Source organism: Sulfurimonas sp., assembly GCF_029027405.1.
Lineage (GTDB): Bacteria > Campylobacterota > Campylobacteria > Campylobacterales > Sulfurimonadaceae > Sulfurimonas.
On the sequence record NZ_CP093396.1, the window covers coordinates 2,388,760 to 2,413,175 of the forward strand.

The window sequence follows — 24,416 nt, forward strand, 5'->3', positions numbered from 1 at the left end:
CTTATTTTGGTGAAAAAGGAACTAAGGCTGAACCCCAAGTAAGTCCACCACCAAAAGCGTCTAAAAGCATTAGGTCACCTTTTTTAAGTTTACCTTGTTCATAAATATCGTCTATTGCCATAGGTATAGATGCACCAGAAGTATTACCATATTTTGCAACAGTTAAAACAACTTGTTCTTCTTTTAACTTAAGAGCATCACCAACTGCTTTAATAATTCTGTAATTTGCTTGATGTGGAACGAAATGATTTATTACAGAACTATCTATTGAGTTTTTTTCTAAGATATCTATGACATCTTTTGTTAAAGTTCTAACTGCAACTTTAAAAGTTTCATTGCCTTTCATCTGCATAAAACAACCTGCTGCTTCTTGCTCTAGTGCATCATGGACTGAGCCTGTTCCACCATTTGGAGTCATAAGTAAATCAGCATAATTTCCATCTGATGCTGTATGAATATCTATAATTGCTTCTTGCTTTTTTTCAGTTGCACAAATCATTGCTGCACCTGCACCATCACCAAATAAAATACAAGTTCCTCTATCAGTATAATCCATAATTGCAGATATCTTCTCAGCACCTACAATAAGAACATTCTTTTTCATTCCTGATTCTATAAATGCTTTCGCAATAGAAATCAAATAAACAAATCCTGTACAAGCAGCAGAAATATCAAATGCTGTAATTTTTCCAAGACCAAGTTTTGTTGCGATTACCGTTGCAGTTGAAGGCATACAAAAATAATCAGGAGAGATAGTTGCACAGATAATCATATCTATTTCACTAGCATCTACACCACTTCTTTGTATAGCTTTTTTAGCAGCCTCAACACCCAAATCACTAGTATGCTCATCTTTTGCTGCGATGCGACGCTCTTTGATACCTGTTCTTTTTGTTATCCATTCATCTGTTGTATCAACCATCTTTGAAAGTTCATCGTTAGTTAATATTTTACTTGGAACATAAGAACCGATAGAGCGAAATGCAGCATAAGCCATTAAATATCCTTTTGATTGTACTCTTGAAGTTTTTCTAATATATGCTCATTTACACCTGTATCAACATAACCGATAGCTTGATAAATCGCATTTTCTATTGCCCTTGCATTACTCTTCCCATGACTAACAATAGCACAACCTTTTAGACCAATAAGAGGTGCGCCACCAACTTCGGCATAATCTATCTCTTTTTTCAAAAGTCTAAAAACTTTTCTCATTAAAAGTGCACCTGTAATAGCAATAGGAGATTTTCTTATATAGTCTTTAATCAAACCACTAATAGTAGCAGCTACTCCTTCACTAGTTTTAAGGACTAAGTTTCCTATAAAACCATCGCAAGTTATAACATCACAACTTCCATTAAAGATATCCCCACCTTCAACATTACCAACAAAGCCTTTATAGCCTTTAAGCATTTTAAAAGCGGTTTTTGTTACTTCGTTCCCTTTTGAGTCTTCTTCACCATTTGCTAAAAGACCTATTGACGGATTTTCAACCTTTAGTAAATCCTTAGCATAGCATCCACCCATAATAGCGAATTGTACTAGATGCTCAGGCTTAGAGTCAACATTTGCTCCAACATCTAAAACAACTGAACGACGACCTGTTTTTGTTGGCATAAGAGTCACAAGAGCAGGACGAGAAACACCCTTTAAGCGACCAAGCCTAAGAGTTGCCAAGGTCATTGTGGCACCGCTATGACCAGCAGACACAACTCCATCAGCTTCACCATCTTTAACTAAGTCAATAGCTTTATATATGCTACTCTCTTTTCTCCTAATAGCATCAGTTGCTAAATCACTCATAGAAATAACATCATCAGCTTCAACTATAGAAATCTCAGATCTATAACATTTTGGTAACAGAGCTAAAATTTCTTTTTTATTTCCTACAAGGATAGGTTCAAATGACTTTTTTTTAAGTGCTTGGATACACCCTTTAACAATTGGCGAAGGACCAAAATCCCCACCCATTGCATCAATAGCAATTTTTACCATTGATTACTTATACTCACCCGTAGTTGGGTTGATATGGTGAGGTAGCTTGTATGTTCCGTCTTTATCTTTAACTGGTTTAGCTAAAGTAATTTTATAGTGAGTTCTTCTTTTCGCTCCGCGAGAGTGTGAGACTCGTCTTTTAGGTACTGCCATAATCTATTTCCTTTATTTGGTTTTTATCTATCTACAATCTTGACAACTATGATAGTCGCTTTTGATTAGTTCTATTTCAGATTTTAGAAGTTCATCTAAATCTGCTTGTGAGTCAAAAGATTCTACAATATCTATTGCTAGATTGTTTGTATCATCATAAGCACCATCTGAGATATAAAACTCTACATCTTCATTTTGTGCTACTTCTACCTCTTTCCCACATTGGCTACACTGAGTTTTCACAAAGCCATTTAGCTTTGCTTTTAGCAAAATCAATTTGTCAGCATAATACTCTAAATAACCTTTAAAAATTATTTCATCAGACTTCACTTCAAAATCTAAAGGTGTTCTACCAATTTTAATTAATTTTATTTTCATAAGAACTTACGAAATTTCTCTCTCAGAGAAAAAGAATGCAATTTCTATAGCTGCATTTTCAACTGAATCACTTCCATGAACTGCATTTGCATCTATATTTTGCGCAAAATCAGCACGGATAGTTCCAGCCTCAGCTTCTTTAGGGTTAGTTGCACCCATTAAATCACGGTTTATTTGCATAGCATTGTCACCTTCTAAAACTGTAACTACAACTGGACCGCTAATCATAAAATCAACTAAGTCGTTGAAAAAAGGACGCTCTGCATGAATAGCATAAAATGCTTGTGCATCTTGGATTGAAAGTTGAATTTTTTTAGTAGCTGCAAGTCTAAGACCATTACTCTCAAAACGATCTAAAATTTTACCGATTACACCTTTTGCAACTGCATCTGGCTTTATTATTGATAGTGTACGCTCCATCAAATCTCCTGTATATTATAAAATTAGTCTGGGATTATATCGAAATAAAAGTATAGTTTAGTTTAAATTGAAAGATTTATAAAAGAAAAGATAAGCATAAGGTATAAAATACCCTTATGCTTAAAAATAAAAAAGAATTAATCTACAATAGCTTCTTTATTTGTGCGTTGCTCATCTGTAATTTCTTCACGATGCTCTGGGCTTTCACCGATAGCATCCCAAGTAATACAGCCCTCAGTAGGACATGCAGTAGCACAAGCTGGTTCATCATGATGACCAACACACTCTACACATTTGTCACCATAAACATAATAAGTATCCTCATCATTCGGATTATCATCCTCATCAACAATTGCTTCTACTGGACATTCATCTATACATGCACCACAATTAATACAGGTATCATTAATAATTACTGCCATAAATTTCTCCTAAAATAAATTTGGGACAAGTTTATCACAAGACTTTTAAAAATAGCTAAAATATCTTTGCTAAATAAACAAACATTATAAAAGTTCCTTATTTCCTAGAAAAGAATGCTTTTATGCTATCTACTTTATCTGTTCGCTCCCAAGTAAACTCTTTATCTTCTCGTCCAAAGTGGCCATAAGAGGCAGTTTTTTTGTATATTGGGCGTAGTAAATCTAAGGAATCTATAATACCTTTTGGAGATAAATCAAAAAGTTCTCTTATGCAAAGTTCTATTTTTTCCTCTTCAACTGTGCTTGTATTATGTGCATCTACCATTATCGAGACAGGCTGAACAATACCAATAGCATAAGCAATTTGTATAGTCACCTTTTCACAGATTTCACTAGCAACAAGATTTTTTGCAATCCATCTAGCTGCATAAGATGCACTTCTATCAACTTTAGTAGGATCCTTTCCACTAAAAGCACCTCCACCATGAGGGCAACTTCCACCGTAAGTATCTACTATGATTTTTCTTCCTGTAAGTCCTGCATCACCTTGTGGTCCACCAACAACGAACTTTCCAGTTGGATTTACATGAATAACTGTATTTTCATCCATCATTTCTTTTGGAATAACTACTTTTATAACTTCATCAATTATATCTTGAGTGATTTGTTTATGAGAAACACCCGGAGAATGTTGTGCCGCTACTACAATAGTATCAATATAAACGGGTTTTTCATCTATGTACTTAATACTAATTTGTGCCTTACCATCTGGACGAAGGTATGGAATAAGTCCTTCTTTTCTAACCTCTGCAAGTCTTTGAGTTAAGCGGTGTGCTAGATAAATAGGAAGTGGCATTAAAACTTCTGTTTCACGACAAGCATACCCAAACATTAAGCCTTGATCCCCTGCCCCTATAACTCCATCTGCTTTATCAACACCTTGCATAATATCTGGGGACTGTTCACCTACTGTATTTAAAACTGCTGCTGAGCGATAGTCAAATCCATAGTTTGCATCTGTATAGCCAATCTCTTGGATAACCTTTCTAGCTATCTCTTGCATTGGTGCATAAGCTGTTGTTTTCAATTCGCCTGCTATTACACAAAAACCATTTGATACTAAAGTTTCACAAGCAACTCGTGCTAGTTCAGGTTTAGAATCATGCTCTATAATATAATCCAAAATTGCATCACTGATTTGATCTGCCATCTTATCAGGGTGCCCTTCTGTTACAGACTCAGAAGTAAATATATACTCTTTTGTCATCGATTGTCCTTTTTTGTATTGTAGCTAAATTATATTATTTTCCATTTCTTATTTCATAAGAATGCGAAGCTTCTATTGATTTATACTCTACAAAACCAAGCCCATACTCTTAGGAAGTTGTTATCATTATAGATAACTATCGGTATATCCACTAAGTAAAATTTTCCAATTTAATCTCATATTTTAGTAATTGACTAAAGAATTATTCCACATGCCTGTAGTACAATTTAAAAAAACTTTTTGCTGGTCTTCAAGTTTTGCATCTATCTGGTACATATAAACTTGTTCTTGTGGATTTTTTCTTATGTTTGTTTAAGCCCTATTAAATTACGCACATCGGCTACAACATAAATAAGTTCACTTTCTTTAAAAAACTCTCGTATAATGGAGTACGACTCACCTACTTGCTTACGCGCTTCTATCGATATTGCTAAAAGAACCGTACATAATGACACCAGTATATAAATATTTTTTTTTATCACTTTTTAGCCTCTATTATTTTTATAAAATTAAAAGATAAAAATTATCCTTAAATAATCTTACTACTTTATTTTAGATGACAACCATTAATTATTTTTAGTTAAAATTTCGCCATAAACTAAAATACAAAGGACATATAATTATGTTAGTAACAAACAAAGCTCCAGATTTTACAGCAACAGCAGTTTTAGGTGACGGTTCAATCGTTGAAGATTTTAAACTTAGTGAAAATATGGGAGAAAAAGGTACAGTAATCTTTTTTTATCCACTAGATTTTACTTTTGTTTGTCCATCTGAACTTATCGCTTTTGATCATAGACTTAAAGACTTTAAAGATCGTGGTGTAAATGTTATAGGTGTTTCTGTTGATAGTCAATTTTCTCACTTCGCATGGAGAGAAACTCCTGTAAATAATGGCGGCATCGGTAGAGTTGGTTATCCGCTTGTAGCTGACCTAACAAAACAAATCTCTAAAGATTATGATGTACTTTTTGGTGAAGCAGTAGCACTTCGTGGTTCATTTCTTATAGATGCACAAGGTGTAGTTCGCCATGCAGTTATCAATGACCTTCCACTTGGAAGAAATATCGATGAGATGCTTAGAATGGTAGATACTATGCAGTTTACTGATGAGTTTGGTGAAGTTTGTCCTGCTGGTTGGCAAAAAGGTGATGAAGGTATGAAAGCAACAACTGAGGGTGTTGCTGAGTATCTTGGTAAAAACGAAGACAAACTGTAATTATTTCTATATTTAACTCTCACAACTTGTGAGAGTTATCTTGATGAAAGTAGTTCTTCTAATGCTTTAGAAGTATCTTTTTTCATATTAAGTTGTACTTGAAATAAAGCAACTTTTAAACTAGGTTCTGCATCTTTACTTCTGTCTAAACTTGCTTCCAATTCTTCTAATAATCGCTTTTTAAAACTTGATATTAATTTTGCTATCTCTTTCATAGCATCTGGTGAATCACCCATTTTTGCTATTAATTTATTACGATATTCATCTATTTTTGCTTGAATTTTTTCCATATTTAAATCTGCTAAAAACTTCAAGGCACCTTTAGTACAAAGATCGTCAAGAAATCTTGCAACAGCACTATCTTGTTCTTTATCTTCACTCTCTTTTGGTATTCTAGCTAAAACAGGTAATATTTGTTTTTCATTTTTTAAATTTATCTCTGCTTTTTGAGCTTGATTATAAATTTCTTCAAACTTATCAATAAACGGTTCATGATAATTTTGCATCGATGTTAAATAACTTTGACATGTTGCTCTAGTTTCCATAGCTATCTCCTCTATTAACTCAATATACTTTCAACTTAACAGCAAAAATTATTCCCTAAAAACTTCTAACTAGTTTAAAATAATTATATTCTAACAAATTTCAAAGCCTTAAAATTAACAAAAACTATATCTCTCCACTGACATTGAGGAGCTATGAGATTTAATCTTTTTGGATTGCAAGTTCGTGAAATTGCTACATAAAATTGAGAAGGTGCAAATATCTCATTTGTCTCAATAATTAAGTCTTCTATGGACATGCCTTGAGACTTATGAATTGTTATAGCAAAAGCTAATTTTATAGGAAACTGATATACACTAAGTTGAGCAACCTCAACCATCTCTTTTTTCCCATCTATACTTTTTTCACTCCACTTAGATTTACTTTGTTCAACTGTTTCAAGTTTTACAATCTTTGTATCACTTTTTCTTACATAAACAAAAGTTGGCTCTACATTTACAACAATGCCACGCTCTCCATTAAAATAGTTCCAAGAGTTTCGTGTAAAAAGAACTGGTGCTCCTATTTTTAACTCCAATTCTTTATCTATTCTAGAGTCATTCATAAATCTATCTACTTCTATGTCTTTAACACTTTTTATATGTTTAATAACTTGTGCCTCTTTTACAAAAAGCTCATCATCTATATAAGCGAGTTGTCTTTTATTATGTTTAGATGCTGAAATATTTTTTCCAAACAAAAAAGTAAACTCTCCTAAATCTTCTGGCAAAGGTCTGATAAAATCATTTAAATCATTATGAATTTTCTCATCAATAAATCCATTTCTAATACTTCCTAAAAGCTCTATAAACTTTTTGTCATCAGTTCTGTATATATGTGTCAGCTCAACTTTTTTAAACTCAAACTCACTCCATGAGTCTGATTCAAAAGCAAACTTAACTTCACCCCCTCCACGAACAACTGGTGGAAGTTGTAAAAAGTCACCTACTACTAAAATACAACCTTTAAACTCTGCTTGAGTTATACGAAGTTTTATCATCTCCATCAAAGTATCACTAACCATAGAAATTTCGTCTATGACAATAAGGCTCATACTAGCTATTAATTTTTTTATCTTATTTTTTATCAAAAATTTACCAGATTTTTCTAGTTCTTCTATAGTAGACGCTATTCCCAAGTCCATAAAACTATGAAGTGTTTGTCCATCTATTAAGGTTGCCGCCATTCCTGTCGATGCCAATTTTGCTACTTTTTTAGCTTCATCTTCAAAGTGGCGTATAATTTCTCTTGTTATTGTTGTTTTACCTACACCTGCTCCACCTGTTAAAAATACATTTTGTTTTTTTTCTAAATTTTGTAAAATATTTTCTAAGTAATTCATAAAAAATTATACTATAATACCTCCATGAAAAGAATACTAATCGTCGAAGACAACAAAACACTTGCCAAACTTATTGCTAAAAAGATTTCTACTACTTTAAAATATGAAGTAGATATAGCCTATAAACTTTCAGAAGCAAGACTATTTTTAAAAAAATATAAATACTTCTTAGCAATACTTGACATAAATCTTCCAGATGCACCAGATGGTCAAATAGTTGATTATGTTTTAAAAACGGGGAACAAAGTTATTGTACTTAGTGCAAATATTGACAAAGAGTTTAGAAAAAAAATTCTTAAAAAAAATATAATTGATTATATAAATAAAGGTGGAGTTAACGATATAAACTATGTTATTCAGACTATACAACGACTAGAAAAAAATCAAGAACATAAAATTTTGGTAGTTGAAGATTCTATGGTGTTTCGTAAAGTTTTAAAAGAAACACTAGAAAATCTTTTTTTTAAAGTCATAGCTGTAAGTCATGGGGAAGAAGCACTTGGTATGCTAAATGAAAATCCAGATATATCTTTAGTTCTTACTGATTATAATATGCCTGTTATGAATGGACTTGAACTAACTAAAGAGATACGAAAAAAATACAAAAAGTCAGAACTGTGTGTCATGGTACTATCTTCCAGTGATGATGAAGAAACAAATGCAATGTTTTTAAAACAAGGTGCAAATGACTACATTCATAAACCTTATTCTAAAGAAGAATTTTTCTGTCGTATTCATAATTCTATTGAATCCTTAGAAAATATTCAATTTATAACGAACTATGCAAATAGAGATGTCCTAACAGGTCTTTACAATCATCGTTATTTTTATAAATACATGAAAGAGTATTCACAAGACGCTAAAGTAAGTGGTGAACAATTTGCTGTTGGAATTGTAAATATTGACAACTTTAAAGAAATATACAAAAAATTTGGTCAAGATATTGGTGATGAAGTCATCATTAATTTATCTGAAATTCTAAGAACTAAAACCAATTACAAAGATTTTATAGCTAAATTTCAAGGTGAAGAATTTTGTATAATTTTAAAAAATATAAATAGAGATAGTGCTGCTGATATTTTTGAGAGATTACGCCAAGAAGTCGAAAAGTCTGGTTTTACTACTAAAAATAATGACTATATAAAATGTACAGTTTCCATAGGTGTTGCACTGCATACTGAAGATAATATTGAAGAAACAATATCTCAAGCAGATATGATGTTGCTTCAAGCCCAACAAAATGGAAACAATCAAGTAGTCTTTGACTAATTTTTTAAAATTATAACTTCTCCAAATGGAACTTCTTTTTCATTTGGACTTATCCACTTTACCATGTAAGATGGTTCTTTTTTTGGAAAAGTTCCTTCTAAATCGCTAAAGTAAAGAAGTAGTTGTGTGTCTTGCAAATTATCTTGAATAAACTCAAAAACAGGTCTAAAGTCTGTTGCCCCACCACCTTTTAAATCTACTTCAAGTCTATCACCACTATAAAAAATATGATGTGAATTTATCTTATCATCACTCACAAGCATATTTATTTCATAAGATGGTATTGTATTCATCAAAAATTTTAGCTCATTTAAAAACTCACTTAAAAGAGTTTCATCAACTGAACCAGAACTATCAACTGCTATGACAAGTTTAAACCTATTGCTAATGCTAGAAGGAAGATAAAAACCAAGATGCAAGAACTTTTTATTTGGTGGCATCTGAGCATAGTCGTCTTTATAAAATCTATCTATCGCAACTCTTAACTCATCTCTCCAATTAACATTAGACTTCAGCCCTAGTTTAAAAAATCTATGGAGTCCAGATGCTAAAGCTTCTTTTGCTTCTTCAGCATCTAGAGTAGCTTTTACAAACTCATCAAAAAGTTGTTCCTCTTGAGGATTCTCGGCATCTGGATTTTGTACATCGTTTTCATCATCTGCTTCATACTCCAACTCATCACGAAGAATGTCGGCTTTTAACTCTTCATATATCTCTTCTGCGTAAAGTCCACTAAATCTTTTTGAATAGTGTGCGAGGTCTGGTCGATGAAGTCCATTTTCAACAAGCATATCATTTATCGCGTAGTCAGTGGAGAGTTGCCAAAGCCATCCACTTCTGTTACTTTTACGATATTCGTGAGCCAAAGATGCGTGCATCGCACCATTTGCAAAAACAAATTCCATCTCATTTATTGTTAATGACTCTAAATAATCACTATTATATTCAAGCGAGATGCCATCACTTTTAAAAGTTTGTATATCATCATTAGAAATAAGCTTTAAGCGTGAAGCAACAGTTCCAAAAAATGGATACTCAACTAAGAGTTTAGCTTTTGCTTGAGATATTTTTTTTTGTATGTTTAACATATAAAATTATATCAGTTTATACTTACTAAAATAAGTCGAGAAAATTTATTAGTTTCAAAGTTTTGTTATCCGTTTAATATATCAAATATTTCTACGGATGGTGTTTTTAAAATATTCATACCTGCATAATTGATTTAAAGTAAAATTTTTTAGGCTGAAAAGTGCTTGAAACTACTGTATAGTAATGGTTAAAAAGGTTTTATTTACAATGAGCTGTAAAAAAATGCAAAAATCTGTCCACACTGTACATCAAAAAAGACTAAAAAAAATGGTGAATTAGGTGGAATTCAGAGATATAAATGCTCAAGTTGTAATAGTTATTTTTCATCAAAAAGACGACCAGATAAATTACAAGAAATTATTTTTAAAAAGTATATTTATAAGAGACAAACACTAAGTGATTTAGCAGAGGAATATAAGAAAAGTTCTCGATGGGTTCAGAAGCAAATATTTGAATATGAACCAAATATAAAATATCATAAACCTAGAGCGATAGTTCTTATCTGTGATGCTACTTTTTATGGCAAACGCAAAGATAAACTTGGAACGCTAGTTTTTAAAGATGACATTACCAAAGAGATACTTTTATCCAAACATATTCAAAGTGAACTATCAGCTGACTATAAACTATTACTCAATCAACTTTTAGAGCTTGGCTATACAGTTCTATCAGTCACAATAGATGGCAAAAGAGGCTTACAAAAGGTTTTTAAAGACTTTCCACTACAAATGTGTCACTTCCATCAGGCAAAGACTGTGAGAAGATATATAACTAAAAGACCAAGACTACAAGCTGGAAAAGATTTGAAGAAAATCATGTATCGACTCACTCAAACTAATGAAAAAAAATTTACTAAAAAGCTTGATGAATGGTATGAAACATATAAAAATTTTATAGAAGAAAAAAGTATCAATAATGATACTGGTAAATCATATTACACTCATCAAAAAGTTAGAGCTGCATATAGAAGTTTAAGAGCTAATCTTTCATATCTTTTTACAAGAAATAAATATAAAAATTTCAAGATTCCAAACACAACAAATACTCTCGATGGTGGAACTTTTTCTCCATTGAAAATACTCATTAAAATCCACAGAGGATTAAGCAAAAGCTTGAAGTTAAAAATGGTTGATGATTATTTATTAAACTATAAGAAAAAATAATTATTCAGCCTAAAAAAATTTACTTTAAATCACAATACTTAAAGTTTCGCAATAGTTTTTTAGCTCTGGCATTTTTAATTGTTCTATTTTCATTTATAAATTCCTTTGACTATTGTAATAGTAGCAAGTTGATGTTCTACTTTCATTTAGCAAATATTTCTTTTTAATATTTATGAACTACGCCAAAAGATAAGCAAACTGTTTAACCCACTCTTTAAAAACTATTGAATGTTCCATTTTTACACCGTTTCTCTGCAAGTCTTGAACACACATAACAGCAAATTCACTCTTTAGTTTTAGGGTGTATTTTAGTAGGTTATCTAGTTTTTCTTCAGAGTTATCTTTAAGTAGTCCACTAACTAGACCTACACTTAGAGCGTAGAGAACATCAACCTCATCAGAATATTCACCTTCACCTGTGTTTAAAATATTTTCTATATTTGGAAGTTTAGTCATAACTTTTACAAACTGTAAAAAGCCAACTGCGACATCTTTACCAACCGCACCACTAATTGCATCTACGAGCAGCTCAGCATCTATAGTACTTTTTAGTATAGCATCTACATACTCCCAACTTCTTGGAGTTGCAAAACTTTTAGTGTCACTCGCAGCATCAAAGGTAAATAGATGCTCATTTTTGTATGCTATATAAGCTATAATTTTTTCATTTATTCCCTGTTCATACGCCCAATCTCTCCACTCACTAGCATCAACTTCCATCTCAAAATGAACAAACCTATTTGCTAAAGGAGCGGGCATTCTATATGTCACTCCTCTATCACTTTCACGATTTCCTGCAGCAATTATTGCCCAACCAGAGGGAAGACAATATTCACCAACTTTTCTATCTAAAATTAGTTGATATGCAGATGCTTGAACACTTGGAGCTGCTGTATTTAACTCATCTAAAAATAAAATACCTTTTCCATCTTTTGGTAAAAAAGCTGGTGGCGCCCAAAGTGCAGTATGTGAGTCCTTGTCATAAAATGGGATACCTTTAAGGTCTGTTGGATCCATAAGAGCGAGTCTTAAGTCTATAAATTCCATACCCTTTGATTGTGCTATTTGCTTAATTATTGAAGATTTACCAACTCCTGGCGCTCCCCATAAAAAACTTGGAACTTTTTGCTCTATGAGAGCGGAAATTGAACTTATTAACTTTGAGGCTTTCATTAGACTAACCATCCTAAATTTTCACTTTGTATATGTTTTCCATATCCAGCATTTGTTTTTACACTTCTTTCATACCTAGCATCTAGTTGAAGCTGATACAAAATATCTATGGGTGTGTTTTCATTTTTAGCTAAAGAAGCATGATTTTTTTCATCTTGATACGCAACTTGTAATATCTCTTGTGGTGTTGAAGTATTTTCATATAAGGCACTTATTATTTTCTCATCATCATTTTGTAAGAGTTTTTTTATTATTGATATATCTAGTGCATTATTTTGTCCAAGAGCAAAATCAACATCACTTTCTTCTAAATTTAAAAGTTGTTTTTGCATCTTAAAACTAAGACTTTCATTTTTTGCTATTGAAGTTTTATACTCTTTTAAAAGTTTAAAAAGATCTTCATTTAGCGTAATTGTTAAAGCCATATTATTTGCTAATACCTCATCATTTAAAAACTCTTTTACTAAAGTAGCATCTAGTCTTTTGTTAAAAGAGAGAGCTTCTAAAATTCTCTCTCCACCACTTTTCAAAAATATCTTTTGCATCTCTAAATCACTAAAAACATTCATAGCTATTGCACATTTAAGTCTTGGATGAAAAATAAGTGGTTCAAGGTTTGAAATGACTTGAAGTAAGGTTTTATTTTTTGCCTGTGCTACTAGATGGATAAAACCAGTCGTAGCATATTGTACATTATGATTTCGTTCTATATTCTCATAAAACCTAGAAATAAAAGCGGCACTTACATCTCTGTTATTATCATTATCAAAAAAGTCTTCTTTATTCCAGTTATACATCTTTAAAAGTTTAAAAAAAATTTCATCTGTTATCATCGAGTTTGTTAAGAAATCTTTTAGTCTATCTTTATCGTGAGATAATTTTAGGCTCATTAAAAGAGTATCTCCGTCTATTATTTTTGCTAACTCTCTCTCTAAAACATCTATATCCATAAACACATATTTGCTTTCTTTATAAAGATTTTCACTCTCATTTTGTTCATAGGGCGTCATCATCTTGCCATCGACAATAAGTGCAATATCTTCATTAAATTCATCTATTATATTTATCTTATGAAAATGCATCTGTGCTTTAAACTCATCGCTACTAAAAGCACGACTCTTTCCAAATAGTAAAATAGTTTTATTTTTATACTTTTGTAAATTCATACGCGGATTATACACATTTTAATTTAGTTTTCTTTGTTTTGCTATAATTAACATTATTTTTTCAAGGAAAACAATGAAAATCTACGCACCATGGGAAAGAGCTTTTAATAAAATCTCAACTCCTTTTGAACACTTTTTACATGCTCAAACTACTACTGGTCTAGTTTTAATGTTTATGACAGTTGTATCCTTGCTTTTAGCAAACTCCCCTCTTTATGAAATCTATTCTGGATTTTTTCACATGAACATAGACTTCAATGTTGGTTCATGGAAACTTTCGCAATCTATTCATCATTGGATAAATGATGGTTTAATGGCTATATTTTTCTTTATTGTTGGACTAGAAATAAAAAGAGAGATACTAATAGGTGAGCTCTCAGATATAAAGGTTGCTATTCTTCCTATATTAGCAGCTATTGGTGGGATGGTGATTCCAGCTTTAATATACACTAGCATAAACTATGGGACGGAAGGTGCTGCTGGTTGGGGTATCCCAATGGCTACAGATATCGCTTTTGCCATTAGTGCTTTAGTTCTTTTGGGTAAAAGAGTTTCTCCTGCACTAGTAACATTTTTAGTTGCTCTTGCCATCGTTGACGACCTTGGAGCAGTTTTAGTTATTGCTATATTTTATACAGATCAAATCAATTTTTTACCGCTTATTCTAGCAGTTGTTTCTTTTGGAATCATGATTGCATTTAACCGCTTTGGTATTCATGCAATTTTACCTTATTTTATAGTTGGTCTATTTATGTGGTTTTTTATGCTTGAGTCTGGCGTTCATGCAACAATTGCTGGAGTTATTGCAGCTTTTGCTATTCCATCAAAAGCAAAACGAACAGCAATTGATTTTTCTAATAGTGCAAGGAATTTGCTTGATGAGTATGACAATTACCCAATTGCAACAGATAATACGATGCATGAGAGCCAAAAAGCAATACTAACAAATATGAAAGAGCGAATCTTAGCTGTTGAGGCACCTGCTGCAAGGCTAGAACATACTTTACATCTTCCTGTGAGTTTAATTGTTATTCCTCTTTTTGCTCTTGCAAATGCTGGTATTGCTATTGATTTTTCATCTATAAGTTCAATTGTTTTAGAACCTATATCATTAGGAATTATTGCAGGTTTAATTTTAGGTAAAGTACTAGGCATCGCTGGTGTTTCATGGATTACCATAAAACTTGGTATCGCAAAATTACCACTCAACAGCTCTATGAGTCAGATCTTTGGCGTTGCTTTTTTAGGTGGAATCGGTTTTACTATGAGTATATTTGTTGCTGACTTAGCATTTTTAGGTCACGATATTCTTATATTTCAAGCAAAAATTGGTATCTTAGCGGCTTCACTTTTTGCAGGATTTTTTGGCTATTTTTGGTTAAGGTTTGTTGCAAAAAGTCCAGCGTACAAGGAAAATATTAGATGAGAAATAAACAAAGTATTTTAATAGTTGATGACGCAAAAGAAAATATAAATATATTAGTTGAAGTCTTAAAAAGATATGATTTAATCACTGCTCTTAATGGGGAAACTGCTCTAAGAATCATACATGAAGAAGAAATAGACTTAATCTTACTTGATATTATGATGCCTGACATGGATGGTTTTGAAGTTTGTTCTATTATCAAAAAAAATAAAAAAACTGCTCATATTCCAATCATTTTTTTAAGTGCTCTTAATAAAGATGAAGATATTCAAAAGGGCTTTGAGTTAGGAGCAGTTGATTATGTCACCAAACCTTTTAAAACTAATGAACTTTTATCTCGTGCTCACACGCATTTAAGACTTAGAAGTTATGAAAAAAAGTTAGAAAAAAAAGTTACTCAAGAGATAGCCAAAAATTCTATAAAACAGCAAATAATTCATCAACAGTTTAAGCAAGCTGCACTTGGTGAACTACTTATGCATATAACTCATCAATGGAAGCAACCTTTATCAGCACTTAGTTCTATAAACCTTCTGCAGATGTCAAAGATAGAACAGGATATAGAAATAACTAAAAAAGAACTTTTAAATAATACAAAACAATCTGCAGACTTAATAAGTTTTATGTCTGAAACAGTAGATACTTTCAAAAAATTTTATGATCCTAATTTCAAAGAAGACTTTTTTTCTTTGACAAATTCAGTTAATAATGTAATCGCCATTTCAGATGCAACCTTTGATTATGAAAACATAACAATAACTCTTCACTCTCATGAAAATGAAAATACTCTTGCAAATGAAAATGAGTTTACACAAGTTATACTTTCCATACTTAATAATACAAAAAATATTTTTAAATTAAGAGGTATCAAAGACCCTTGTATAAATATAGAAGTTGAAAATAAAAAACTAACAATTAGCGATAATGCTGGTGGAATTGATGTTAAAATTATAAATGATATTTTTTTACCATTTGTTAGCACCACAAATAGCAATGGCATTGGTTTGTATATAGCAAAAGAAATTATTAATAAAAATGGTGGTGTTATATCTGCCAAAAATTCTGATATTGGTTCTATTTTTACTGTTGAGTTTTTGACATGGTTAGATTAAAAGAGATACTATTACCTTTAAACTCAAACTCCAACTCACTAGATGCTTCTTTATATAGAAGTGGTGAATCTAAATCTAAGTACTCAATCACATCATCATATTGCAAAGCTAGATGCAAAGCAGCATTTATAGAGATAGGTCCTTCAAGCATAGAACCTAACATACATTTCACTTTTTTACTTCGTGCATATTCTAAAATCTCTCTTGCTTTTGTAACTCCACCACATTTCATAAGCTTTATGTTTATCATATCAGCACTTTTTGACTCTATAACTTTTTTTGCATCTATGAGTGTAAAAACAGACTCATCTGCTAATATTGGAATACTTGAATAAGCTGCAATAATTTTTAATTCTTTTAACTGTGTACTTTTTACTGGCTGTTCTATTAACTCTATTTGAATATCTTTTATAGCATCTATATATTTTAAACTCTGCTCTAAACTCCAAGCTTGATTGGCATCTATGATGAGTTTAGCATCTAGGTGTGATAGCATTTTAGTAACTTTAATAGCATGTTTTATATCATGACCTAATTTTATTTTTAAAATATTCATACCATTTTTTACAGCTTCTTTAGCATCTAAGAACATCTCTTGTGGCTCTTTTAAACTAATGGTTATATCTGTTGTTAGTTTTATTTTAGTTCTTGTTTTATTTTTTTCTAACAAAGATACAAATGCCATATCAAGAGATGCTTTAGCACTACTACCTATGTTAAATTTATGCAAAGCATCTAAGGCCTGAAGAGGAGTTAAAGAAATTAGACTATTTTTAATAAACTCGATAGAAGATAAAATAGACTCTATATCTTCCCCTGTCACTGCTTTAGTCGCAGGTGCTTCTCCAAGTCCTATGTTTTCATTATCACAGCAAACACTAACTCTAACAAACTCTATAACATCAACGCGTCTAAGAGCGGTGATGAAAGGTGTTTTTAACTCTATTTGTTTTACTTGTGTGCTTATCGAAGTTATTTTCATTATTTTGCCATCATAAGTAAAATATTTCCAACAGCTAAACCACCAAAAGTACCAATTAGATATCCCATAATTGCCATTAAAACTCCGACACTTACAAGCGATTTATTGTAAGTTGCAGCAAGAATTGGTGCAGCTGCCACACCTCCTATATTTGCCAAAGATGCGACAGCTATGCTGAAGAGGTCAAGTTTAAATATTTTTGCTCCTATAACCATGATGGTAGCATGAATAACTAAGATTATAAAACCAGCTAAAACATAAAAACTTACATCACTAAAACTATCAAAAACAGCTTTTGAGCCTATGAGAGCAATAAGCAGATAAAGCATACTGTTTGCTATTTCACTTGAACCATTTACATTTTTTAGTTTCGTGAATGAACCGAGTATCCCTAATGCTGAAGCAGTTAAAACTATGCTTGTAGTTTTATTTAATATCTCAATGTTTTGTGCTAATATTTGAGATAAAGCAGATGCACCGAGAGCCAAAAGTATCAAAAGCCAATACTTCTTAGCCCCCATATCACAAGCACAAGCCACTCCACTAAACTTATCCATGATTTCATCGCTCTTAGTAAACTTATTAAAGTAAGAGGCAAAAGGAACTAAAAATAGTAAGAGCATAACCCATAAAGTATAGTTCACACTATCAACTACAAGGGCGTAACCAAAAGCCTCTTCGCCTACTCCAAGGGCTGAACCTATGGCTATCATATTTGCTGTTCCACCCATCCAGCTTCCGGCTAAAGCACCAAAAGCCGCCGCGGAGTTAGTATCAAAATTAAATATAAAAGCCACTAATATAAAACCAAAAGCGATAGATAATACTGCCAAAACATAAGAGATTAAAAGTGATTTTCCAAGCTTAAAAAAATGCGTGAAATCTACTTGAAGTAACATCAAAAATAGCATAGCTGGAAGAAGATTTATTTTTGCTAACTTATAGATGCTATCTATTTCTTCATTTTTATCAAAAACGCCCAGAGATGCAAAAAGCATAGAAAAGGCATAAATAAATACAACAACAGGAATAAATTTAAAAATTTTCAAAGAAGTTTTTTTCTCTAAAATGTTAAAAAAAGCGGCTAAAAATGCCAGAGAATATATATAAACTAAAGAAGATGTAATCAAGTTTTACCCTACATTTTTTTTAATATTGTAGCATATAAGTTCCAAATAAAAAAAGGATTGCAAATGCAAAAAATTACTTTAACGCTTTTATCATTAATGCTACTTACTTCATCACTTTTTTCTTCTTCCCTAATTGTTTATAATGGCGGTATTGGTCTTGTTCATGAGCAAAGAGAACTAAACCTAAAAAAAGGCGAAAAACAAATTATTTATAACGATGTAGCAAAAACAATAAATACAGACTCTGTAAATATAACTCTACCAACTTCAGTAAAACTTTATTCTCAACAATATCGTTTTGACAAGTTAACATTATATAAACTACTAGATGCGCATATTGGGAAAAAGGTAAAGGTTGGCATAAAAAATGTAACTTTACTATCTCATAACGGCTCAAATAGTATAGTTAAAACTTCTAATAATCAAATCATCTCTGTTTTAAGTAAAGATATTATTTTTAGCACTATTCCAACTTCACTTATCACAAAGCCATCTTTAGTTTGGAATATAGATGTAAGTAAAAGTATTAAATTTAAAATGGATATAAACTATCTTATAAGAAATATCTCTTGGAACTCCAACTACATACTTAATCTTCACGGTAATAAAGCAGATTTAAGTGGATGGATAACTATTGATAATCGTTCAGGAAAAGCTTACAAAGATACAAAACTTCATGTTTTAGCTGGTAATATTAATAGAGTGCAAAAAGTAAAACAAAGCACTCAATACACAAGAGAAATGGCAGCGATGCAAACCTCTTTTAATGTAAGCCATAGGTCTTATGAAGGTTATCATTTTTACTCTGTCCCTTTTAATGTAAATCTTGCCAACAATGAAAAAACTCAAATCAAGTTTATAACTCAAAATTCTATTCCCATCAAAAGAAAATATAATGCTACTCTTTCAAATCCACTATATCTTAACTCAGAAATAAGTCATAATGTAACTCAATATATAGAAATTCAAGAGTTAAAAATTCCTCTACCAAAAGGTGTGGTTAGAACATACTCTAAACTAAAGGAAGAAAATATTTTGCTTGGTGAAAGTAACCTTGAACACACTCCAAAAGACACAATCATCAAGCTTGTTCTTGGTAAAAATTTCGATATAAAAATCAAAGAGAGTGTAGAAAATTACTCTGATAATGACAAATATCTAGATGCCACTATATCTTACACTATAAAAAATTCTTCAAATAAGAAAAAAACTATTGAATTACTAATTCCTTTTAATAAAAACTCAACAAGCTCCGTAGAAACTGCTAAATCATTTAGCTTTAAAAATGGAAACCTACTCTCTTTTAAAGTTGTAGTAGAAGCTCAAAAATCAGAAAATTTCAGTGTTAGGTTTAGAAGTAAAAGGCAGTATATGCTAAAATAAGTATTATGAATCTACACACTATACAAAAGTAACAGTTACTGTTTGACCCATTTTTAAAGGATAATTATTGAGTAAAAGATATGTAATTTTAGATACTGAAACAACAGGAGTTAGTGAAAATGACAGAGTCATTCAACTGGGCTACATAGTTTTAGGAAGAAAAGAAATAGAAGTTCAAAATGAGTTTTTCTCTTGTGATATTCCTATTGGATACGCAGCTATGGAAGTTCATGGTATTACTCCCCAGATGCTAGAGGGAAAACCTACTTGTCAAGACTCATCAAGCTACAAAAGACTTTGTGAATTAAATACAGATGAAAACTATATAATTATTCACAATGCTCCTTTTGATTTAGGAATGCTTGAAAAAGAAGGTTTTCTTACACAAATGAAAGTGATTGATACACTTAGAGTTGCTAAACATATTATGCCAGATGAAGAGGCACACAGACTTCAATATTTTCGCTATAAAATGGATATTTACAAAGATGAGCAAAAAGAAGCAGATGCACTTGGCATTGAGATAAAAGCTCATGACGCTATCGGTGATGTTTTGATTTTAAAACTTTTTCTCTCAAAACTAAAAGAATTAGTAAGCCAAAGTTTTCCAGATGCTAATCCCGTTGATAAAATGGTTGAGCTAACTTCCACTCCTATCCTAATCAAAAACTTTAGATTTGGAAAACATAAAGGTAAATCTTTACAAGAAGTAGCAAGTAGTGATGCTGGATATCTAAGATGGATGCTAACAGGCATGGAAAATTTAGATGATGATATGAAATATTCTATAAATCATGTTTTAGGCATCTAACCTTTAGTAGAAAGAAAAAAGTACAAAAAGAGAGGTAGCTATCAAAGCACTTATTATTGCGTAAGGGAGTTGAGTTTGCACATGTTCTATCACTTCACATTCACTTGCCATAGAAGAGATAATAGTAGTATCAGATATAGGAGAACAATGATCACCAAAAATTCCACCAGAAATTACCGCTCCTATAGCTAAAGGAACATCAACACCCATGGTAATAGCCATAGGAACAGCTATTGGTATCATGATGCTAAAAGTTCCCCAAGATGTTCCTGTGGAAAAAGATATAAGTGAACTTACTAAAAAAATAATAGTAGATAAAAAATAAATATTTATATTTTCATCTGCTAAAGATGCTAAATATTCTCCTGTTTTCAACTCACTAGTAACTTCTCCAATAGCAAAAGAAAAAAGTAAAATCATGGCAATTGGAAAAAGTTCTTTTGCTCCTTTATAAGCTGTATTACCCCAAATACTTAAGGTCATATTTTTTGTAGGTACATAATAAATAAGAGTAAATATAAGTGTACTTAATACCGTATAAAATATAGCACTAGAACCACTACCTTGTAAAATATTTCCATCTCCACTTAGATACAAAAATAAAAAAACCAAAACAATCATTAAAGTTATAGGTAATATCATATAACTCATACTTGTTTTAGTATTTATTATTGTTTGTTTTGTTGAAGGCATATATTTTGTATATCTCATTGGACCAATATTGATATTAAAGTATACTGCAAAAAAAGTTACAACTAAAGCACTCATAGCATAAAAGTTGAAAAAGATAGACTCTATAAGAATGGAAACTGCATTTCCTTCCATTTGCCCTTGGTTTATTTGAGTTGAGATTAACCCAAGCAACAAAGCTCCCCAGCCATTAAAAACCAATAAGGAGCTTATTGGAGCAGATGTCGAGTCACAGACAAAAGCTAACTTAGCTTGTGGAATTTTATATTTATGACAAAATGGTCGCCCTACTGCTCCAGCGATAAGAGAAGTTATAGAGGACTCTATAAATATCACTACACCTATGAAATAGCTCAACATTAAAGATGATTTTTGAGAAGAAACAAGCCTAAGTCTATGAAGCATAAAATCTACAAAACCGTTTATCCCTCCACTTTTTTGTATCAACGCCATAATACTTCCAACTAAGATAGCAAAACCTAAAGTTTTTAATATCCAAGCTTTTGATAATAGCGTTATGTATAGGGAAAATAATGATTCTAAAGAGTTTAAAAAATCAAAATCATTTATTATGATAAGACCGAGTAAAATACCGCTAAAAAGAGATACTAATACACTTCTAGTATAAAGTGCTAGAACTATCGCAAGAAGAGAGGGAAATATAGATAATATTGAGGTTTCTATATTAAAACTCTAGTGCTAAAAGAACTAAACCTGTTCTACCAAACTTTTCTCTATATAGTTCACACTCTTTATATTGCACTTCTTTAAAGCCTAGTTTTTTATAATAAAGTAGTGTTTCTAAGGAGCCTATTTCTACCATAGACTGAACTATTCTATAGCCTTTCAACCTTGCCGTTAATAGGCTTTTTTGCATAAGAGATTTTAAAACTCCAACATCCATGTAACCTTCCAACTCTTCCATAAAATCAAAAACCAGCGTTCTAGTATTTAGCTCAAAATCACAAGCTTCTTGAATCTCTAAAAAGATTTTATTGCCATCTGAACAACCTATTTCATCTAGGGCATCTAAGAATGTTTTTGTAGTAGAAATTCTAGGTTCATAACTACAAAGACTACCAACATCTTCACCATCTATCTCTGCAATTAAAAAATTACTAAAATGACATTGATTTTTTGCTTTAGTTTGTATCAGTTTCTCTAAATTTTCTAGAGTTTTCTTATCATCTTGATGTCCAAAAATCAAATCAAATATACCAAACTGTTTATCAGCACGAGAGCTTTGTAAAATCATCTGTGCTAAAAAAGGCGAATCTGTACTTTGTGCTTTTTTTATTTTTATGCTCATAACTATTTTCACTCTTTAATTAAATTCATATAATAGTAATAGTACCATATATTATGATAAAAACTTTCTTAATCCTAGTAATTTTACAAAATTTTCTATTTTCTTCACAACAAATAATCTTAGTTATTAGTAAAAATTATACTAATTCTAAAGCTAAACTAACCTGTTATGAAGATGCAAAAAAAGTCTTTAAAACCATAGATGTGAATCTTGGTAAGAATGGCTTAGGCTTCGGTTTAGGCGAGATAATTTTAAAACAAAGTGAACAAAGTATAGTTAAAAAAGAAGGCGACAAAAAAGCACCAATAGGTATCTTTAAACTAACAAATACTTTTGGATACGACAAAAATGGAAAATCTAAGTTAAAATATACTCATTTAGAAAAAAACTTAATTTGTGTTGATGATTCACACTCAAAATTTTATAACCAAATCATACAGATGCCAAAAAACAAACCAAAAAGTTTTGAAATCATGAGAAGAAAAGATATTCAATATAAGCTAGGAGTTGTAGTTGGACATAATCAAGAACAAAAAAAACAAGCAGGTTCATGTATATTTTTACATGTTCAAAAAAGTATAGATGCTCCAACTGTAGGCTGCACTTCTATGAGTTTTAAAAATATGAAAAAGATTGTAGAGTGGTTAGATGAGAGTAAAAATCCAACCTTGATTCAAATACCTAAAAGCTCACTTGAAGAGGTAAAAAAACTTTACCCCGAACTTCCTATTTAGAGATATTATTTATTCTTTCTACTGTACAAACTAATTAATGGTCTAGTGCTTAAACCATGTAAAAAAATACTTAAAAGGATTGTTAGCGTTACAACTGCGTAAATAGTCTCATGTGTTTTTATGGAAATCACCTCATCTACAACAATAAAAATGTAAAGAATAGATGCTATTCCTCTTGGTCCAAACCAACCTATAAAAGCTACAGTCGCAAGATTTAACTTTGCCCCAATTAAACTAATAGCAACTGGAATCATTCTAAGTACAGTTAAACTCAACAGAGAGTAGAGTAAAACCTTAAAATCCATAAATTCTATATTTTGAGGAATAAAAGTAAGTCCAAAAACCATAAAACTAATTAAAATTAACAGTTCACTCTCACTCTCAACAAAGTTTTCAACATTACCTCGTAACTTTTTATTGTAATTTCCTAAAAATATACCTGCGAAAAATGCTGCTATAAAACCATTTCCTCCAAAATACTCCGCGCTGTAATAAGCAAATACAGCAATAGCCACTGGAATTAAATTTTTATAAGCGGATTCGACTCTATCTTTATTCATCGTTTTAGTAGATACAAGTGCATTTATATATCCAACTAAAGCACCAATTCCTGCGCCAAATATAATTTGTTGTGCTATATATATAAACCAATTTATATCGCTTGAAATACCTTTTTCTAGTGTTACTAGGGCTATCACACCTAATAGCATAGGAAAGACTATTCCATCATTTAAACCACTCTCTATATTAATGCTATCTCTTATTTTTTGCGGGACTCTTTTGTCTAATACTACTGCTTTACCTAATGCTGCGTCAGTGGGAGCTAAAAGTAGAGCCATTAAGAAAAGATATATAATAGACTCATCTGTAAATATAATAGTAGCTATAAATGTTGAGAATGCTATGGTTAGAGGAAGCCCTATGAAAAGCAATCTAAAAGGTATGCTCCATTCAGATTTCAATTCACTAAGTTTCAAGCTTGAAGCATCTGAAAATAGTATGATTACTAAAGCAATTTCTGCAACAATTGTAATTATATGGGTATCTAAATTTATTTCTACCAAATCAATACCTATAGGAGAAAGGAATACCCCTATTACTGTAAAAACCATAGGACCTGATATGTTTAAACCAAGCAAAAATTTAGAATAGTATCCATATCCTAAAACAACTAGTGTTATAATAATTATTGACATATTATCATGCATATAAATTCTTGTTTATGTATATACTTCTAATT

26 protein-coding genes are annotated in these 24,416 nt (G+C 31.4%); 8 read left to right on the plus strand and 18 right to left on the minus strand.

Translation table 11 applies throughout. The features are described from left to right. Position 1: 1 nt before the first annotated feature. The 8 genes from MOV42_RS11580 to MOV42_RS14030 all read right to left on the minus strand — a co-directional run bounded on the left by MOV42_RS11580 (position 2) and on the right by MOV42_RS14030 (position 5,117). The gene (locus tag MOV42_RS11580; RefSeq protein ID WP_324171335.1) at positions 2-997 is read right to left on the minus strand and encodes a beta-ketoacyl-ACP synthase III; all 996 of its coding nucleotides are present in this window, start codon (positions 995-997) and stop codon (positions 2-4) included. Continuing rightward, a complete protein-coding gene (plsX, locus tag MOV42_RS11585; RefSeq protein ID WP_324171336.1) occupies positions 997-1,995 on the minus strand; it encodes a phosphate acyltransferase PlsX in 999 nt (332 codons plus the stop codon). The genes MOV42_RS11580 and plsX overlap by 1 nt, the downstream gene beginning before the upstream one ends. Positions 1,996-1,998: 3 nt before the next feature. Further along, complete coding sequence (gene rpmF / locus MOV42_RS11590) at positions 1,999-2,148, minus strand: 50S ribosomal protein L32 (protein WP_294963024.1); 150 nt, start codon at positions 2,146-2,148, stop codon at positions 1,999-2,001. 27 nt (positions 2,149-2,175) lie between these two features. Continuing rightward, positions 2,176-2,526, minus strand: a complete 351-nt coding sequence (locus tag MOV42_RS11595; protein ID WP_324171337.1) for a hypothetical protein — start codon at positions 2,524-2,526, stop codon at positions 2,176-2,178. 6 nt (positions 2,527-2,532) lie between these two features. Then, entirely contained in the window at positions 2,533-2,946 is a 414-nt protein-coding gene (gene ndk, locus MOV42_RS11600; RefSeq protein ID WP_324171338.1) for a nucleoside-diphosphate kinase, read from the minus strand. A 137-nt stretch (positions 2,947-3,083) separates the two neighbouring features. Continuing rightward, positions 3,084-3,368, minus strand: coding sequence for a 4Fe-4S dicluster domain-containing protein (locus MOV42_RS11605; protein ID WP_324171339.1), 285 nt, complete (start codon positions 3,366-3,368; stop codon positions 3,084-3,086). Between the two features lie 97 nt (positions 3,369-3,465). Beyond that, on the minus strand, positions 3,466-4,635 hold the full coding sequence (gene metK / locus MOV42_RS11610) for a methionine adenosyltransferase (protein ID WP_324171340.1): 1,170 nt from the start codon (positions 4,633-4,635) through the stop codon (positions 3,466-3,468). A 302-nt stretch (positions 4,636-4,937) separates the two neighbouring features. Further along, a complete protein-coding gene (locus tag MOV42_RS14030) occupies positions 4,938-5,117 on the minus strand; it encodes a DUF4105 domain-containing protein (protein WP_416385439.1) in 180 nt (59 codons plus the stop codon). A 140-nt stretch (positions 5,118-5,257) separates the two neighbouring features. Between MOV42_RS14030 and MOV42_RS11615 the strand changes: the two genes are divergently transcribed. After that, the gene (locus tag MOV42_RS11615) at positions 5,258-5,854 is read left to right on the plus strand and encodes a peroxiredoxin (protein ID WP_324171341.1); all 597 of its coding nucleotides are present in this window, start codon (positions 5,258-5,260) and stop codon (positions 5,852-5,854) included. Positions 5,855-5,889: 35 nt separating this feature from the next. On the opposite strand, the gene MOV42_RS11620 is transcribed toward MOV42_RS11615, so the two are convergent. After that, positions 5,890-6,399 (minus strand): hypothetical protein, encoded by a 510-nt coding sequence (locus MOV42_RS11620; protein WP_324171342.1) that lies wholly within the window; start codon positions 6,397-6,399, stop codon positions 5,890-5,892. A gap of 83 nt (positions 6,400-6,482) precedes the next feature. Then, positions 6,483-7,739 (minus strand): ATP-dependent DNA helicase, encoded by a 1,257-nt coding sequence (locus MOV42_RS11625; protein ID WP_324171343.1) that lies wholly within the window; start codon positions 7,737-7,739, stop codon positions 6,483-6,485. Positions 7,740-7,763: 24 nt separating this feature from the next. Here MOV42_RS11625 and MOV42_RS11630 point away from each other — a divergent pair, with 24 nt between their 5' ends. Then, positions 7,764-9,008, plus strand: coding sequence for a diguanylate cyclase (locus MOV42_RS11630; protein WP_324171344.1), 1,245 nt, complete (start codon positions 7,764-7,766; stop codon positions 9,006-9,008). Here MOV42_RS11630 and MOV42_RS11635 read toward each other — a convergent pair. Further along, positions 9,005-10,096 carry a DUF2201 family putative metallopeptidase gene (locus MOV42_RS11635; protein ID WP_324171345.1) on the minus strand — a complete coding sequence of 364 codons (1,092 nt, stop codon included), beginning with the start codon at positions 10,094-10,096 and terminating at the stop codon, positions 9,005-9,007. The genes MOV42_RS11630 and MOV42_RS11635 overlap by 4 nt on opposite strands. A 231-nt stretch (positions 10,097-10,327) precedes the next feature. On the opposite strand from MOV42_RS11635, the gene MOV42_RS14035 reads away from it, so the two are divergent. Next, a complete protein-coding gene (locus tag MOV42_RS14035) occupies positions 10,328-11,260 on the plus strand; it encodes an IS256 family transposase, variant Zn-binding type (protein ID WP_416385458.1) in 933 nt (310 codons plus the stop codon). Between the two features lie 177 nt (positions 11,261-11,437). On the opposite strand, the gene MOV42_RS11645 is transcribed toward MOV42_RS14035, so the two are convergent. Continuing rightward, positions 11,438-12,433 (minus strand): MoxR family ATPase, encoded by a 996-nt coding sequence (locus tag MOV42_RS11645; RefSeq protein WP_324171346.1) that lies wholly within the window; start codon positions 12,431-12,433, stop codon positions 11,438-11,440. After that, on the minus strand, positions 12,433-13,599 hold the full coding sequence (locus tag MOV42_RS11650) for a hypothetical protein (RefSeq protein WP_324171347.1): 1,167 nt from the start codon (positions 13,597-13,599) through the stop codon (positions 12,433-12,435). Before MOV42_RS11650 ends, MOV42_RS11645 begins: the two co-directional genes overlap by 1 nt. Before the next feature lie 73 nt (positions 13,600-13,672). On the opposite strand from MOV42_RS11650, the gene nhaA reads away from it, so the two are divergent. Both nhaA and MOV42_RS11660 read left to right on the plus strand, forming a co-directional pair. Next, a complete protein-coding gene (nhaA, locus tag MOV42_RS11655) occupies positions 13,673-15,025 on the plus strand; it encodes a Na+/H+ antiporter NhaA (protein WP_324171348.1) in 1,353 nt (450 codons plus the stop codon). Next, positions 15,022-16,137, plus strand: a complete 1,116-nt coding sequence (locus MOV42_RS11660; RefSeq protein ID WP_324171349.1) for a hybrid sensor histidine kinase/response regulator — start codon at positions 15,022-15,024, stop codon at positions 16,135-16,137. Before nhaA ends, MOV42_RS11660 begins: the two co-directional genes overlap by 4 nt. On the opposite strand, the gene MOV42_RS11665 is transcribed toward MOV42_RS11660, so the two are convergent. Continuing rightward, on the minus strand, positions 16,106-17,119 hold the full coding sequence (locus tag MOV42_RS11665; protein WP_324171350.1) for a dipeptide epimerase: 1,014 nt from the start codon (positions 17,117-17,119) through the stop codon (positions 16,106-16,108). The genes MOV42_RS11660 and MOV42_RS11665 overlap by 32 nt on opposite strands. Further along, positions 17,119-18,249 (minus strand): DUF819 domain-containing protein, encoded by a 1,131-nt coding sequence (locus MOV42_RS11670; protein ID WP_324171351.1) that lies wholly within the window; start codon positions 18,247-18,249, stop codon positions 17,119-17,121. The genes MOV42_RS11665 and MOV42_RS11670 overlap by 1 nt, the downstream gene beginning before the upstream one ends. 63 nt (positions 18,250-18,312) lie before the next feature. On the opposite strand from MOV42_RS11670, the gene MOV42_RS11675 reads away from it, so the two are divergent. Both MOV42_RS11675 and MOV42_RS11680 read left to right on the plus strand, forming a co-directional pair. After that, entirely contained in the window at positions 18,313-19,632 is a 1,320-nt protein-coding gene (locus tag MOV42_RS11675) for a hypothetical protein (RefSeq protein WP_324171352.1), read from the plus strand. Positions 19,633-19,699: 67 nt separating this feature from the next. Beyond that, positions 19,700-20,443: a 3'-5' exonuclease gene (locus MOV42_RS11680; protein ID WP_324171353.1), complete on the plus strand. Its 744-nt coding sequence runs from the start codon at positions 19,700-19,702 to the stop codon at positions 20,441-20,443. Positions 20,444-20,446: 3 nt separating this feature from the next. Here the strand turns inward: MOV42_RS11680 and MOV42_RS11685 are convergent, their stop codons facing one another. Together MOV42_RS11685 and MOV42_RS11690 are read right to left on the minus strand one after the other, a co-directional pair. Further along, positions 20,447-21,586, minus strand: a complete 1,140-nt coding sequence (locus MOV42_RS11685) for a Na+/H+ antiporter NhaC family protein (RefSeq protein ID WP_324171354.1) — start codon at positions 21,584-21,586, stop codon at positions 20,447-20,449. Between the two features lie 232 nt (positions 21,587-21,818). Next, entirely contained in the window at positions 21,819-22,442 is a 624-nt protein-coding gene (locus MOV42_RS11690; RefSeq protein WP_324171355.1) for an acyl-CoA acyltransferase, read from the minus strand. 53 nt (positions 22,443-22,495) lie between these two features. Between MOV42_RS11690 and MOV42_RS11695 the strand changes: the two genes are divergently transcribed. Further along, a complete protein-coding gene (locus MOV42_RS11695; RefSeq protein ID WP_324171356.1) occupies positions 22,496-23,176 on the plus strand; it encodes a L,D-transpeptidase family protein in 681 nt (226 codons plus the stop codon). Positions 23,177-23,181: 5 nt separating this feature from the next. Here MOV42_RS11695 and MOV42_RS11700 read toward each other — a convergent pair whose 3' ends face one another. After that, a complete protein-coding gene (locus MOV42_RS11700) occupies positions 23,182-24,372 on the minus strand; it encodes a cation:proton antiporter (RefSeq protein ID WP_324171357.1) in 1,191 nt (396 codons plus the stop codon). Positions 24,373-24,416 lie beyond the last annotated feature (44 nt).

Excerpts from the sequence above, each read along its gene's own strand:
- MOV42_RS11580 (WP_324171335.1), bottom strand. The coding sequence starts at position 997 with ATGGCTTATGCTGCATTTCGCTCTATCGGTTCTTATGTTCCAAGTAAA.
- plsX (WP_324171336.1), bottom strand. The coding sequence starts at position 1,995 with ATGGTAAAAATTGCTATTGATGCAATGGGTGGGGATTTTGGTCCTTCG.
- rpmF (WP_294963024.1), bottom strand. The coding sequence starts at position 2,148 with ATGGCAGTACCTAAAAGACGAGTCTCACACTCTCGCGGAGCGAAAAGA.
- MOV42_RS11595 (WP_324171337.1), bottom strand. The coding sequence starts at position 2,526 with ATGAAAATAAAATTAATTAAAATTGGTAGAACACCTTTAGATTTTGAA.
- ndk (WP_324171338.1), bottom strand. The coding sequence starts at position 2,946 with ATGGAGCGTACACTATCAATAATAAAGCCAGATGCAGTTGCAAAAGGT.
- MOV42_RS11605 (WP_324171339.1), bottom strand. The coding sequence starts at position 3,368 with ATGGCAGTAATTATTAATGATACCTGTATTAATTGTGGTGCATGTATA.
- metK (WP_324171340.1), bottom strand. The coding sequence starts at position 4,635 with ATGACAAAAGAGTATATATTTACTTCTGAGTCTGTAACAGAAGGGCAC.
- MOV42_RS11615 (WP_324171341.1), top strand. The coding sequence starts at position 5,258 with ATGTTAGTAACAAACAAAGCTCCAGATTTTACAGCAACAGCAGTTTTA.
- MOV42_RS11620 (WP_324171342.1), bottom strand. The coding sequence starts at position 6,399 with ATGGAAACTAGAGCAACATGTCAAAGTTATTTAACATCGATGCAAAAT.
- MOV42_RS11625 (WP_324171343.1), bottom strand. The coding sequence starts at position 7,739 with ATGAATTACTTAGAAAATATTTTACAAAATTTAGAAAAAAAACAAAAT.
- MOV42_RS11630 (WP_324171344.1), top strand. The coding sequence starts at position 7,764 with ATGAAAAGAATACTAATCGTCGAAGACAACAAAACACTTGCCAAACTT.
- MOV42_RS11635 (WP_324171345.1), bottom strand. The coding sequence starts at position 10,096 with ATGTTAAACATACAAAAAAAAATATCTCAAGCAAAAGCTAAACTCTTA.
- MOV42_RS11645 (WP_324171346.1), bottom strand. The coding sequence starts at position 12,433 with ATGAAAGCCTCAAAGTTAATAAGTTCAATTTCCGCTCTCATAGAGCAA.
- MOV42_RS11650 (WP_324171347.1), bottom strand. The coding sequence starts at position 13,599 with ATGAATTTACAAAAGTATAAAAATAAAACTATTTTACTATTTGGAAAG.
- nhaA (WP_324171348.1), top strand. The coding sequence starts at position 13,673 with ATGAAAATCTACGCACCATGGGAAAGAGCTTTTAATAAAATCTCAACT.
- MOV42_RS11660 (WP_324171349.1), top strand. The coding sequence starts at position 15,022 with ATGAGAAATAAACAAAGTATTTTAATAGTTGATGACGCAAAAGAAAAT.
- MOV42_RS11665 (WP_324171350.1), bottom strand. The coding sequence starts at position 17,119 with ATGAAAATAACTTCGATAAGCACACAAGTAAAACAAATAGAGTTAAAA.
- MOV42_RS11675 (WP_324171352.1), top strand. The coding sequence starts at position 18,313 with ATGCAAAAAATTACTTTAACGCTTTTATCATTAATGCTACTTACTTCA.
- MOV42_RS11685 (WP_324171354.1), bottom strand. The coding sequence starts at position 21,586 with ATGGCGTTGATACAAAAAAGTGGAGGGATAAACGGTTTTGTAGATTTT.
- MOV42_RS11690 (WP_324171355.1), bottom strand. The coding sequence starts at position 22,442 with ATGAGCATAAAAATAAAAAAAGCACAAAGTACAGATTCGCCTTTTTTA.
- MOV42_RS11695 (WP_324171356.1), top strand. The coding sequence starts at position 22,496 with ATGATAAAAACTTTCTTAATCCTAGTAATTTTACAAAATTTTCTATTT.
- MOV42_RS11700 (WP_324171357.1), bottom strand. The coding sequence starts at position 24,372 with ATGTCAATAATTATTATAACACTAGTTGTTTTAGGATATGGATACTAT.